Origin of the sequence: Pseudomonas sp. SO81 (assembly GCF_030374125.1) — a bacterium.
GTDB lineage: Bacteria > Pseudomonadota > Gammaproteobacteria > Pseudomonadales > Pseudomonadaceae > Aquipseudomonas.
The window spans coordinates 926,090-939,166 of the sequence record NZ_CP126126.1 but is presented as its reverse complement, the minus strand read 5'-3'; the positions used below and the strand labels follow the sequence as shown (position 1 = coordinate 939,166).

At 65.3% G+C, this 13,077-nt stretch carries 9 protein-coding genes; 7 read left to right on the top strand and 2 right to left on the bottom strand.

The features are described 5' to 3' along the window. The first annotated feature begins 2 nt into the window (after nucleotides 1–2). The gene (locus OH686_RS04405) at nucleotides 3–452 is read left to right on the top strand and encodes an Hsp20 family protein (protein WP_137972524.1); all 450 of its coding nucleotides are present in this window, start codon (nucleotides 3–5) and stop codon (nucleotides 450–452) included. A gap of 49 nt (nucleotides 453–501) precedes the next feature. Here the strand turns inward: OH686_RS04405 and OH686_RS04400 are convergent, their stop codons facing one another. Continuing rightward, nucleotides 502–3,420, bottom strand: coding sequence for a bifunctional diguanylate cyclase/phosphodiesterase (locus OH686_RS04400; RefSeq protein ID WP_289536401.1), 2,919 nt, complete (start codon nucleotides 3,418–3,420; stop codon nucleotides 502–504). Nucleotides 3,421–3,535: 115 nt separating this feature from the next. After that, entirely contained in the window at nucleotides 3,536–4,414 is an 879-nt protein-coding gene (locus tag OH686_RS04395) for a LysR family transcriptional regulator (protein ID WP_137972526.1), read from the bottom strand. 174 nt (nucleotides 4,415–4,588) lie between these two features. Here OH686_RS04395 and leuC point away from each other — a divergent pair, with 174 nt between their 5' ends. From leuC to OH686_RS04365, 6 genes are all read left to right on the top strand, one after another. Beyond that, nucleotides 4,589–6,016: a 3-isopropylmalate dehydratase large subunit gene (gene leuC, locus OH686_RS04390; protein ID WP_289536400.1), complete on the top strand. Its 1,428-nt coding sequence runs from the start codon at nucleotides 4,589–4,591 to the stop codon at nucleotides 6,014–6,016. 11 nt (nucleotides 6,017–6,027) lie between these two features. Next, entirely contained in the window at nucleotides 6,028–6,675 is a 648-nt protein-coding gene (gene leuD, locus OH686_RS04385; protein WP_289536398.1) for a 3-isopropylmalate dehydratase small subunit, read from the top strand. A gap of 13 nt (nucleotides 6,676–6,688) precedes the next feature. Continuing rightward, entirely contained in the window at nucleotides 6,689–7,771 is a 1,083-nt protein-coding gene (gene leuB, locus OH686_RS04380; protein WP_137972529.1) for a 3-isopropylmalate dehydrogenase, read from the top strand. A gap of 56 nt (nucleotides 7,772–7,827) precedes the next feature. Continuing rightward, entirely contained in the window at nucleotides 7,828–8,940 is a 1,113-nt protein-coding gene (gene asd, locus OH686_RS04375; RefSeq protein ID WP_137972530.1) for an aspartate-semialdehyde dehydrogenase, read from the top strand. A gap of 119 nt (nucleotides 8,941–9,059) precedes the next feature. Next, nucleotides 9,060–10,064, top strand: coding sequence for an aspartate-semialdehyde dehydrogenase (locus OH686_RS04370; protein WP_289536397.1), 1,005 nt, complete (start codon nucleotides 9,060–9,062; stop codon nucleotides 10,062–10,064). Nucleotides 10,065–10,217: 153 nt separating this feature from the next. Continuing rightward, on the top strand, nucleotides 10,218–13,076 hold the full coding sequence (locus tag OH686_RS04365) for a motility hub landmark protein FimV (protein ID WP_289536396.1): 2,859 nt from the start codon (nucleotides 10,218–10,220) through the stop codon (nucleotides 13,074–13,076). Nucleotide 13,077 lies beyond the last annotated feature (1 nt).

The window sequence follows — 13,077 nt, the reverse complement described above, 5'->3', positions numbered from 1 at the left end:
TCATGAGCAACGTACTTTCCCTGGCCCCTCTGTTCCGCCAGTCCATCGGTTTCGACCGTTTCAACGATCTGTTCGAGTCGGCGCTGCGCAGCAGCGAGAACGGCAGTTCCTACCCGCCCTACAACGTTGAGAAGCACGGCGACGATCAGTACCGCATCGTAGTCGCGGCCGCCGGCTTCCGTGAAGACGACCTCGAGCTGCAGGTCGAGCGCGGTGTGCTGACCGTCACCGGTGGCAAGCGTGAACGCGCCGCCGAAAGCGTCAGCTTCCTGCACCAGGGCATCGCCCAGCGCGGCTTCAAGCTGTCGTTCCGCCTGGCCGACCATATCGAGGTCAAAGCGGCGGGACTGGCCCACGGCCTGCTCAACATCGACCTGGTGCGCATCGTGCCGGAAGAGGCAAAGCCCAAGCGCATCCCCATCGGTGGCGAGCAGCCGGCGCTGGAAGGCTGATCGGTCGGTAGAGCAAAGAGAAGGGCACCTGCGGGTGCCCTTCTTCATTTCAATTCTCCGCGCGGCGGCTGGCTAGCAGCAGATCGTGGAACTCCAGCAGCGGCACCGGCTTGCTGAACAGGTAGCCCTGGTATTGGTGGCAGCCCTGCTGCAGGAGGAATTCCAGCTGCTCGGGTTGTTCCACGCCTTCGGCGATCACCGCCAGGTTGAGGCTGCGGGCCATGGCGACGATGGCGCGGATGATCTCGGCATCGTTGGGGTCGTGGGTGGCGTCGCGGACGAACGACTGGTCGATCTTCAGCACGTCCACCGGCAGGCGCTTGAGGTAGGTCAGCGAGCTGTAGCCGGTGCCGAAGTCGTCCATGGCGAAGCTGATGCCGATCTTCTTCAGGCGGTGCATCTTGGCAATGGTGTCGTCCAGGTTGTGGATGACGATGCCCTCGGTGATCTCCAGCTTGAGCATGCTGGCGGGCAGCTGGCTCTGTTCCAGGCAGCGCTCCACGCGCTCGACGAAATCGTTCTGGCGGAACTGCCGCGGGCTGATGTTGACGCACAGCTGGAAGGCTTCGCGGCGCACCAGGCCGTCGCGCATCAGACGCGCACCGGCGTGGCAGGCCTCGCTGAGCACCCAGGCGCCGGCTTCGAGGATCAGCCCGCTCTCTTCCAGTACCTGGATGAACTGCGCCGGCGACTGCGGGCCGAGGGTCGGGTGGCTCCAGCGCAGCAGGGCTTCGCTGCCGATCACGCTGCCGTCGCGGGCGTCCACCTGGGGTTGGAAGTACAGCTCGAACTCGCCGCGGGCCAGGGCCATGCGCAGGTCGCTTTCCAGGCGCAGGCGCTCGCTGGCGACGTCCTGCATGGCCTTGCGGAATAGCTGGATGGTGTTGCGGCCGGAGTCCTTGGCCCGGTACAGGGCGATATCGGCACGCTTGAGCAGGTCGGTGGGGTTGTCGCCGTGGTCCGGCACCAGGGCGATGCCGATGCTCGGCGTCACCTGCAGGCGATGGCCGTCCAGCAGCATCGGCTCGGCCAGCAGGCCGCGCAGCTTCTCTGCCACCTGACGGACCTGGCGGGTGACCTCGGAGCGGGCGCCTTCCAGGCCGGAGATCAGCACCACGAACTCGTCGCCGCCCAGGCGCGCCACCGTGTCCTCCAGGCGCACGCTGGCTTCCAGGCGCGCCGTGACCATCTTCAGCACGGCGTCGCCGACCGGATGGCCGAGCGAGTCGTTGATGTGCTTGAAGTGGTCCAGGTCGAGGAACAGCAGGGCGCCATGCAGATTGTGGCGCTTGAGCAGGGCGATCTGCTGGGTCAGGCGATCCATCAGCAGGGCGCGGTTGGGCAGGTTGGTCAGCGGGTCGTGGTAGGCCAGGTGCCGCACCTGGGCCTGGGCCTCTTTCAACTCGCTGATATCGCGGGCGTTGAGCAGCAGGCAGGGCGTGTTGTTCAGCTCGATCGGCTCCACCGAGACTTCTACCAGGCGAATGCTGCCGTCGCGGTGCTGGCCGTGCATCTCCAGATGGTAGGCGCGGCCTTCCTTGACGATGGTCTCGACCATGCGCGCACGCTCTTCCGGATAGGCCCAGACGTTCAGCTCCTTGGAGCTGCGACCGATGACTTCCTCCGGGCGGTAACCGGTGAGGCGGCAGAAGCCTTCGTTGACCTCGATATAGCGGCCGCTGTCGCGCTCGGTGATGGTGATGGCGTCGGGGCTGGAGTGGAACGCCTTGGCGAACTTCTCCTGGCTGGCCTTGAGCGCGGCCTCGGCGGCCTGGCGCTCGGTGATGTCGCGAAAAGTGGTGGTGATGCACAGCTGGCGGTCGACGCGGATAAAGCGGCTTGAGATCACGCAGGCCAGCTCGCGGCCTTCCTTGGTGCGGTAGCGCGCCTCCTCGTTGCTCAGGCCCTGGCTGCGGTTGAGCTTGGCGAACAGCTGGGCGCGCAGGCTCTCGTCGACCCAGAAGCCCAGCTCCGGTGCGCTGCGGCCAACGATCTCCTGCGGCTGCCAGCCGAAGGTCTGGCTGAAGCTGGGGTTGACCTCGATGAACACGCCGTCGCGGATGCGGGTGACGCAGATCGGGTCCGGGCTGGCCTGGAATAGGGTGACGAACTTTTCCTCGGACGCGGCCAGGCGCTGCTCGCGCTGCACCCGCTCGGTGATGTCCATGAGGATGCCGGCCATGCGCAGAGGGGCGCCCTGGCTGTCGCGGTAGAGTTTGGCGGTGCTCTCCAGGAAACGCATCTCGCCGCTTTCCAGACGGGTGCGATAGGTCACCTGGTATTCGCGCTGCACGCCGTCGACCGCGTCGCGGTAGGCCTTGCGCATGATCTTGCGGTCTTCCTCGGGTACATGCTGGAAGAAGCCGATGAATTCGCCGTGATAGGGCTCGGCGGGCAGGCCGTGCAGGCTGGCGGCGCGCTCGGAGCCGTAGAGCATGTCGCTGGGGATGTGCCAGTCCCAGGTACCCAGGTTGGCCGATTCCAGGGCCAGGGTCAGACGCTCCTGGCTGTCGCGCAGGGCCTGTTCCTGCTCCTGCTGTTCGGTGATCTCGCGGATCACGCCGAATACCCGCTTGCGCCCGTTGGCGTCCAGCTGCGGGCGGCCGCTGATTTCCAGCCAATGTAGGCTGCCGTCGGGCCAGCGGATGCGATGGCGCAGGGCATCCGGAATCGGTTTGCCGTCCAGGACCTGCTGGAACAGGCGCTGGACCTTGGCGCGGTCTTCCTCGGGGATCAGTTCGATGTAGTCGACCCGCTGCTCCAGCGGGTGCTTGGGGTCCAGGCCGAACAGGGCCTGGGCGCCGCGCGACCAGCTGACCTTGCCGCTCTCGATGTCCCAGTACCAGGCGCCCAGGTGCGCGCCGTTGAGCGCGGCGAGCAGGCGCGGGGCGTCCTGCCAGGTCTTCTCGAACTCGGCGGGATCCAGGGCTGGGATAAAGGGGAAGGGCGGCAGCTTCGGTTTGGACATCGCGTTTCTCGTCCGGCGCTCGACACGGCATGGCCGCCTGGTGGAAAGGGGCGTGCTAGAGGCATGCAAGCGTATTTCTTATCGTTATGTCGTCACGTTAGCCGCTGTTCCGGCCTCAAGGCAAGCGCCGTTGTTCGTCGAGCAGAACCATAAAGGCTTTGGCCGCGTTGGATAGGGTTCGTTCCTTGTGCAGGATGTAGCCGAGCCGGCGTTGCAGCTGGATGCCCGGCAGCGGCAGGCGCACCACCTGCTCGTCGAGCATGGTGCGCGGCAGCACGCTCCAGGCCAGGCCGATGGAGACCATCATCTTGATCGTCTCCAGGTAGTTGGTGCTCATGCCGATGTTGGGCGTCAGGCCCTGGGCGGCGAACAGGTTGTTGACGATATGGTGGGTGAAGGTATTGCCGCCGGGGAACACCGCCGGGTGCAGCGCCACGTCGGCCAGGGTCACCGCGCCGTTGCGCGCCAGCGGATGTTCGGGGGCGGCGACGAAATCCAGCGGGTCGTCCCATACCGGCACCGCGTGCACCGGCTCGCGGCTCTCCGGCGCCAGGGTGATCACCGCCAGTTCGGCGCGGCCGTGGAGAATCTCCTCGTAGGCCACTTCCGAGTCGAGGAACTGGATATCCAGCGCCACCTGGGGATAGCTGCGGGTGAAGGCGCGCAGCAGCGGCGGCAGGCGGTGCAGGCCGATATGGTGGCTGGTGGCCAGGGTCAGGCGACCGCTGACCTCGCCGTTGAGGTTGGTCAGTGCGCGGCGCGTGTCGTCCAGTACGCCGAGAATCTGGTAGGCGCGCGGCAGCAGGGCGCGGCCGGCCTCGGTCAGGTTCACCTCGCGGCCCAGGCGGTCGAACAGGCGTACATCGAGTTGCTGCTCCAGGCCGGCGATGCGCTTGCTCACCGCCGGTTGGGTCAGGTGCAGGCGCTCGGCGGCCTCGGAAAAACTGCCGGTTTCGGCAATGGCGATAAAGGCATTGAGGTTGGCCAGGTCCACGGTTGCTCCGGCGGCGAGGAATTTCGCCGGTTATAACCCATCGCATTCCGCTCAGGAATGATTCGAATAAAAAATATGAATTGGAGTTATTCGAGCCGAATCCCTAGGATCGCCACATCAGCAGAAGGGTTATAAGCCCTCGCACCGCACATGACCTGATCGAGGACATAGCAGATGGCCGGCAAGACGCTCTACGACAAGCTCTGGGATATGCACGAGGTAAAGCGCCGCGACGATGGTTCGTCGCTGATCTACATCGACCGCCACATCCTCCACGAAGTGACCTCGCCCCAGGCTTTCGAAGGCCTGCGCCTGGCCGGCCGTCAGCCGTGGCGCATCGACGCCAATATCGCCACCCCGGACCACAACGTGCCGACCACCAAGGCCGAGCGCCAGGGCGGTCTGGAGTCGATCGCCGACGAAGTGTCGCGCATCCAGGTACAAACGCTGGATGAGAACTGCGATGACTTCGGCATTCTCGAATTCAAGATGAACGACGTGCGCCAGGGCATCGTCCATGTGGTCGGCCCGGAGCAGGGCGCCACCCTGCCGGGCATGACCGTGGTCTGCGGCGACTCGCACACCTCTACCCACGGCGCCTTCGGGGCCCTGGCCCATGGCATCGGCACCTCCGAGGTCGAGCATGTGCTCGCCACCCAGTGCCTGGTGGCCAAGAAGATGAAGAACATGCAGGTGCGCGTCGAAGGCAAATTGCCGCTGGGCGTCACCGCCAAGGACATCGTCCTCGCCGTGATCGGCAAGATCGGCACCGCCGGCGGCAATGGCCATGCCCTGGAGTTCGCCGGCAGCGCCATCCGTGACCTGTCGCTGGAAGGCCGCATGACCATCTGCAACATGTCGATCGAGGCCGGTGCCCGCGTGGGCATGGTGGCGGTGGACGAGAAGACCATCGACTACGTGCGCAACCGTCCATTCGCGCCCAAGGGCAGCGACTGGGATGCCGCCGTGGCGCAGTGGCGCGATCTGGTGTCGGATGCCGACGCGCACTTCGACACCATCGTCGAGCTGCGTGCCGAGGACATCAAGCCGCAAGTCAGCTGGGGCACTTCGCCGGAGATGGTCCTGGCCGTCGACCAGAACGTGCCGGACCCGGCCGCCGAAGCCGACCCGGTCAAGCGCGACTCCATCGTCCGCGCCCTCAAGTACATGGGCCTGACCGCCAACCAGGCGATCACCGACATCCAGCTGGATCGCGTGTTCATCGGCTCCTGCACCAACTCGCGCATCGAAGACCTGCGCGCCGCCGCCGAAGTGGCCAAGGGCCGCAAGGTCGCCGCCACCGTCAAGCAGGCGCTGGTGGTGCCGGGCTCCGGCCTGGTCAAGGCGCAGGCCGAACAGGAAGGCCTGGACAAGATCTTTATCGAGGCCGGTTTCGAATGGCGTGAGCCGGGCTGCTCCATGTGCCTGGCAATGAACCCGGACAAGCTGGGCAACGGCGAGCATTGCGCATCGACCTCCAACCGCAACTTCGAAGGTCGCCAGGGCGCCGGTGGGCGTACCCACCTGGTCAGCCCGGCCATGGCCGCCGCCGCCGCGGTGACCGGTCGCTTTATCGATGTGCGCGAACTGATGCAGGCCTGAGGAGCTAGACGATGAAAGCCTTTACCCAACACACCGGCCTGGTCTGCCCGCTCGATCGCGCCAACGTCGACACCGATCAGATCATTCCCAAGCAGTTCCTCAAGTCGATCAAGCGCAGCGGCTTCGGCCCCAACCTGTTCGACGAGTGGCGCTACCTGGACGTGGGTCAGCCCAACCAGGACAACTCCAAGCGCCCGCTGAACCAGGACTTCGTCCTCAACTTCCCGCGCTACCAGGGCGCCAGCGTGCTGCTGGCCCGCGAGAACTTCGGCTGCGGCTCCTCCCGCGAGCACGCACCGTGGGCGCTGGAAGAGTACGGCTTCCGCACCATCATCGCACCGAGCTACGCCGACATCTTCTTCAACAACAGCTTCAAGAACGGCCTGCTGCCGATCATCCTCGCCGATGCCGAAGTCGACGAGCTGTTCCAGCAGGCCGAGGCCACCGAGGGCTACCAGCTGACCGTGGACCTGGCGGCGCAGACCGTGACCCGTCCGGACGGCAAGCAGTACTCCTTCGAGGTCGACGCCTTCCGCAAGCACTGCCTGCTCAACGGCCTGGACGACATCGGCCTGACTCTGCAGGACCAGGACGCGATCAAGGCCTTCGAAAGCAAACACCAGCAGAGCAGCCCCTGGCTGTTCGGCGCGATCAAGTGATTAAGGATTGAGCATGAGCAAGCAGATTCTGATTCTCCCCGGCGACGGCATCGGCCCGGAAATCATGGCCGAAGCGGTCAAGGTGCTGAACCTGGCCAACGACAAGTACAGCCTGGGCTTCGAGCTGAGCTTCGACGAGCTGGGCGGCGCTGCCGTGGACAAGTACGGCGTGCCGCTGGCCGACGAGACCCTGGATCGCGCCCGCGCGGCCGATGCCGTACTGCTCGGCGCCGTCGGCGGGCCGAAGTGGGACAAGATCGATCCGGCCATCCGCCCGGAGCGCGGCCTGCTGAAGATCCGTTCGCAGCTGGGTCTGTTCGGCAATCTGCGTCCGGCCATCCTCTACCCGCAACTGGCCGAGGCCTCCAGCCTCAAGCCGGAAGTGGTGTCGGGCCTGGACATCCTCATCGTTCGCGAGCTGACCGGCGGCATCTACTTCGGTCAGCCGCGCGAGAGCAAGGTGCTGGAAAACGGCGAGCGCATGGCCTACGACACCCTGCCGTACAGCGAGAGCGAGATCCGCCGCATCGCCCGCGTCGGCTTCGACATGGCCCGCGTGCGCGGCAAGAAGCTGTGCTCGGTGGACAAGGCCAACGTGCTGGCCTCCAGCCAGCTGTGGCGCGCCGTGGTCGAAGAAGTGGCCAAGGACTATCCGGATGTTGAGCTGAGCCACATGTACGTGGACAACGCCGCCATGCAGCTGGTCCGCGCGCCCAAGCAGTTCGACGTCATCGTCACCGACAACATGTTCGGCGACATCCTGTCGGATGAGGCTTCCATGCTCACCGGTTCCATCGGCATGCTGCCGTCCGCCTCGCTGGACGCCAACAACAAGGGCATGTACGAGCCATGCCATGGCTCGGCGCCGGACATCGCCGGCCAGGGCATCGCCAACCCGCTGGCGACCATCCTCTCGGTGTCGATGATGCTGCGTTACACCTTCAACCAGGCCGCTGCCGCCGACGCCATCGAGCTGGCGGTGAGCAAGGTGCTGGATCAGGGCCTGCGCACCGGCGACATCTGGTCCGAAGGCAAGACCCGCGTCGGTACCGCCGCCATGGGTGATGCAGTGGTCGAGGCCCTGCGCAGTCTGTAATCTTTCCAGCCCCACCGGCGCCTGCCGGCGGGCTGCTTATATAGGTGTGAGTCGTTATGAAACGTGTAGGTCTGATCGGTTGGCGCGGTATGGTCGGTTCCGTGCTCATGCAGCGCATGCTGGAAGAGCGTGACTTCGACCTGATCGAGCCGGTGTTCTTCACCACCTCCAATGTCGGCGGCCAAGGCCCGGCGATTGGCAAGGACGTCGCCCCGCTGAAGGATGCCTACAGCATCGACGAGCTGAAGAGCCTCGACGTGATCCTGACCTGCCAGGGCGGCGACTACACCAGCGAAGTCTTCCCCAAGCTGCGCGAAGCCGGCTGGAACGGCTACTGGATCGACGCGGCCTCCAGCCTGCGCATGGCCGACGACTCGGTGATCGTGCTGGACCCGGTCAACCGCAAGGTGATCGACCAGTCTCTGGACGCCGGCACCAAGAACTACATCGGCGGCAACTGCACCGTCAGCCTGATGCTGATGGCCCTGGGCGGCTTGTACGAGGCCGGTCTGGTCGAATGGATGAGTGCCATGACCTACCAGGCGGCCTCCGGCGCCGGCGCGCAGAACATGCGCGAGCTGATCAAGCAGATGGGCGCGATCAACGCCTCCGTGGCCGATGACCTGGCCGATCCAGCCAGCGCCATCCTCGACATCGACCGCAAGGTCGCCGAGGCCATGCGCGGCGAGTCCTTCCCGGTGGACAACTTCGGCGTGCCGCTGGCCGGCAGCCTGATCCCCTATATCGACAAGGAACTGCCCAACGGTCAGAGCCGCGAAGAGTGGAAGGGCCAGGCCGAGACCAACAAGATCCTCGGTCGGATCAAGAGCCCGATTCCGGTGGACGGCCTGTGCGTGCGCATCGGCGCCATGCGCTGCCACAGCCAGGCGCTGACCATCAAGCTGAACAAGGACGTGCCGATGGCCGACATCGAAGGCCTGATCAGCCAGCACAATCCCTGGGTCAAGCTGGTGCCGAACACCCGCGAGGCGAGCATTCGCGACCTCGGCCCGACCGCCGTGACCGGCACCCTGAGCGTACCGGTCGGTCGCCTGCGCAAGCTCAACATGGGTTCGCAGTACCTCGGTGCCTTCACCGTCGGCGATCAGCTGCTGTGGGGCGCGGCCGAGCCACTGCGCCGTATGCTGCGGATTCTGCTGGAGCGCTGATTCGTTAGTCAGTCAGCAAAAAAGGCCGGTGATTACCGGCCTTTTTTTGTTTCTGTGGTCAGCCTTTCGGGCGCAGCGTAGAGTGCCGCCCACTCGCTTCTCTGTATCAAGGTGTTCCGATGTCCAAGTCCCTCGCTATCGCCGTGATCGGCGCCACCAGCACCGTGGGTGAAACCCTGGTGCAGCTGCTGGAGGAGCGCGAGTTCCCGGTCGCCGGGCTGCACCTGCTGGCCGGAAACGATTCCGTCGGGCAGGCCATGGCCTTCCGCGGCAAGAACCTGCGGGTGCGCGAGGTGGCCGATTTCGATTTCGCCCAGGTGCAGCTGGCCTTCTTCGCGGCGGGCGAAGACATCAGCCGCCAGTATGGCGCCAAGGCACACGCCGCCGGCTGCTCGGTGATCGACCTGAGTGGCGGCCTGCCGCAGGCGCTGCCGGTGGTGTCGGAAGCCAATGCCGAGGCGTTGGCTGGCGCGAGCGCGCCCTATCTGCTGGCCAGCCCGGCGCCGGCCACCACCGCCCTGGCTGCCGTGCTGGCGCCGCTGCGTAGCCAACTCAGTCTGCGCAAGATCGTGGTGAGCGCGGTGTTGTCCGTTTCCACCATCGGCCGTTCCGGCGTCAGCGAACTGGCCCGGCAGACTACCGAGCTGCTCAACATGCGTCCGCTGGAACCGCAGGTGTTTGGTCGCCAGGTGGCGTTCAATGTGCTGGCGCAGGCTGGCGAAGTGGAAGAGGGCGGTCATGCGCGACTGGAGCGCAGAATGGCCGACGAGTTGAAGCAGGTGCTGGCGATCGACGGGCTGAAAGTGGCCGTTACCTGCTGCGTGGCGCCGGTGTTCTTCGGCGACAGCCTGGCCGTTTGCCTGGAAACCGCAGAGCCGGTGGACGTGGCCGCAGTCGCTGCGCTGCTGGAGCAGCAAGCCGGGATCGAGCTGGTGGAACAGGGCGATTATCCGACCGTGGTCGGCGATGCGGTGGGGCAGGACGAACTTTATGTAGGGCGCCTGCGCTCTGGTCTGGATGATCCAACTGAGCTTAATTTGTGGATTGCGTCAGATAATGTGCGAAAAGGCTCTGCGCTCAATGCTGTGCAAATTGGTGAGTTGTTGATAAAACACTATCTGTAAAAGATACTTAGCCCCAAATTTGAAGAATTATTCTAGCTTGGCAATACTGTTTTGGTAGTTCGCTGACGGGGAGCCGCTTTCGAGCGGGCGCAGGCAGCGCACTTCAAATCCTCTCGTGCATCGAGAAAAAAAGATAAAACAAGGGATTACGCTATGGTTCGGGTTCGCAAACTGGTGCTGGCAATTGCGGCTGCTTCCGCGCTGACCTCGGGTACGGCACATGCACTGGGACTGGGGGAAATCGACCTGCAGTCCTCGCTGAGCCAACCGCTGGTGGCGGAGATCGAGTTGCTCGAAGTGCGCGATCTGGCGCAGACCGAAGTAATCCCGACGCTCGCCTCGCCTGAAGAGTTCAACAAGGCGGGTGTTGATCGTCAGTACTTCCTGACCGATCTCAAGTTCACTCCGATCATCAAGCCCAACGGCAAGAGCGTGATTCGCATCACCTCGACCAAGCCGGTGCGCGAGCCCTACGTCAACTTCCTCGTCGAAGTGCTGTGGCCGAACGGCCGCCTGCTGCGCGAATACACCCTGCTGCTGGATCCGCCGATGTACTCGCCGAGTCCGGTAGTGACTGCCGCGCCGCGCCTGCCGGTAGCCGCCGCTCCGGCGCCGCGTCCGCAGACCGTTGCGCCGACCCCGCGCCCGGTCACTCCGTCTGCCAGTGCCCCGGCCCGTCCGGCTGCCCCGGTCGCCCCGGCGGCGAAGCCTGCAACTGCTCCGGCCACCGCCAAGATCGACGGCGACCAGTACAAGACCACCTCCAGCGATACCCTGTGGGAAATCGCCCAGCGCAGCCGCCAGGGCGGTTCCGTTCACCAGGCCATGCTGGCCATCCAGGATCTCAATCCGGGTGCCTTCGTCGACGGCAACATCAACCGCCTGAAGAGCGGTCAGGTGCTGCGTCTGCCGACTGACGCCCAGGTCAAGAGCCGCAGCCAGAGCGAGGCCATCGCCCAGGTCAGCGAGCAGAACACTGCCTGGCGCGAGGGCCGCAGCGTCGCCGCCAGCAGCTCCCGCCAGCTGGATGCCACCAAGCGCGACAGCGCCGGTGCCGCTCCGGCCAAGGCCGATGCCAAGGACAGCCTGAAACTGGTTGCCGCCGACAGTGGCAAGTCCACCGCCGGTAGCGACAAGGGCAAGGGCGACAGCAAGGCGCTCAACGATCAACTGGCCGTGACCAAGGAAAGCCTCGACTCCAGCCGCCGCGAGAGCGCGGAGCTGCAGAGCCGCATGGCCGATCTGCAGAGCCAGCTGGACAAGGCGCAGCGCCTGCTCGAACTGAAAGACAGCCAACTGGCCAAACTGCAGGCCGATCTGGCTCAGCAGAACAAGGCTGCAGCGACTCCGGCCCAGCCGGTCGCTCCGGCAGCTCCGGTCACTCCGGCGACCGCGGCCAAGCCTGCGGAGAAACCGCTAGAGAAGCCGGCTGCACCGACCGCCGAGACCAAGCCGGCGACCGTGCCTCCGGTCGAGAAGCCAGCCACTACCGACTTCAATTATGAGGAAGCCACCCCAAAGACCGAGCCGGCTAAGCCGGCGGTCCAGGCGCCTGCCACTCAGCCGGCCAAACCGGCTGTCGCTCCCAAGCCGGCTCAGCCGGCCAAGCCCGCCCAGGCCGTCAAGCCCGCCGCTCCGGTAGTCAAGGAGCCCGAGCCGCAAGGCGTGGTTGACCAGCTGCTGGCCAACCCGATGCTGCTCGGTGCCGTCGGCGGCGGTGCGCTGCTGGTGCTGCTGGTCGGTCTGATGGTGCTGTCGCGCCGCAATGCCATGAAGGAGGCCGAGCTGCAGAACAGCCTGGCCGCCGATGACGATAACGACGCCTTCGCCAATGACATGGATCTGCCGGACGACAGCTTCGCCGGCCTCGGTGACGCCTCCGGCGAGACCGTGGTGCGCGAGCAGGCCGAAGAGCGTGTGGCGCCGCAGACCGCCGACGCCCTGGGCGAAGCCGACATCTATATCGCCTACGGCAAGTTCACCCAGGCCGCCGAGCTGCTGCACAACGCGATCAACGACGAGCCGCACCGCAGCGATCTGCGCCTGAAGCTGATGGAAGTCTATGCCGAGCTGGGCGACCGCGATGGTTTCTCCCGCCAGGAGCAGGAGCTGCGCGAGATCGGCGGTTCTGCCGGTGCCGTCGATCAGCTGAAGGCCAAGTACCCGGCGATGGCCGTTGCCGCCTTTGCTGCCGGTGGTGCGGCTGCCGCGTCCGACGATCTGGATGCGTTCAGCCTGGACGACCTGACCCTGGACGAGCCGGTTGCTCAGCAGTCGGCCGCAGCCTCCGACCTGGACGACTCCTTCGACCTGAGCCTGGATGATCTGGACGTCAATCTCGACGCGCCGTCGGCACCTGCTGCTCCGGTCGCCGAGACCACTCTGGACGATCTGGACCTGGATTCCGGTCTGGACTTCGACACTCCGGCCGCACCGGCGAGCACCGCCAGTGCCGATATGGACTTCGATCTCGACCTGGGTGGCGAAAGCACCAGCGACAGCCTGTCCCTGGGGGACGATCTGGCCGATTTCAGCCTGGATCTGGAAGCCGACAGCAAGCCGAGCGCCACCGCTGCCGACGACGACTTCATGCTGAGCCTGGATGACGAGCCGATCACCTCCGGCGCCGCAGCCGGCGAAGTCGATCTGGACATGCCGGCCGATTTCGATCTTTCCCTCGCCGAAGAGGCTCCCAGCACTCCGGCCGACGACAGCTTCGCCGCCCAGCTGGATGAAGTCTCCGCCGAGCTGGATCAGCTGAGCAGCGGTCTGGCCGATGAGCTGCCCGCCGCTCTGCCGGAAGCTTCTTCTACTGCAGCAGGTCAGGACTTGGACGACGACTTCGACTTCCTCTCGGGTACCGATGAGACCGCCACCAAGCTCGATCTGGCGCGTGCCTACATCGACATGGGCGACAGTGAAGGTGCCCGCGACATCCTCGACGAAGTGATTGCCGAGGGTAGCGAAGGTCAGCAGCAGGAAGCTCGCGATCTGATCTCCAAACTGAGCTGAT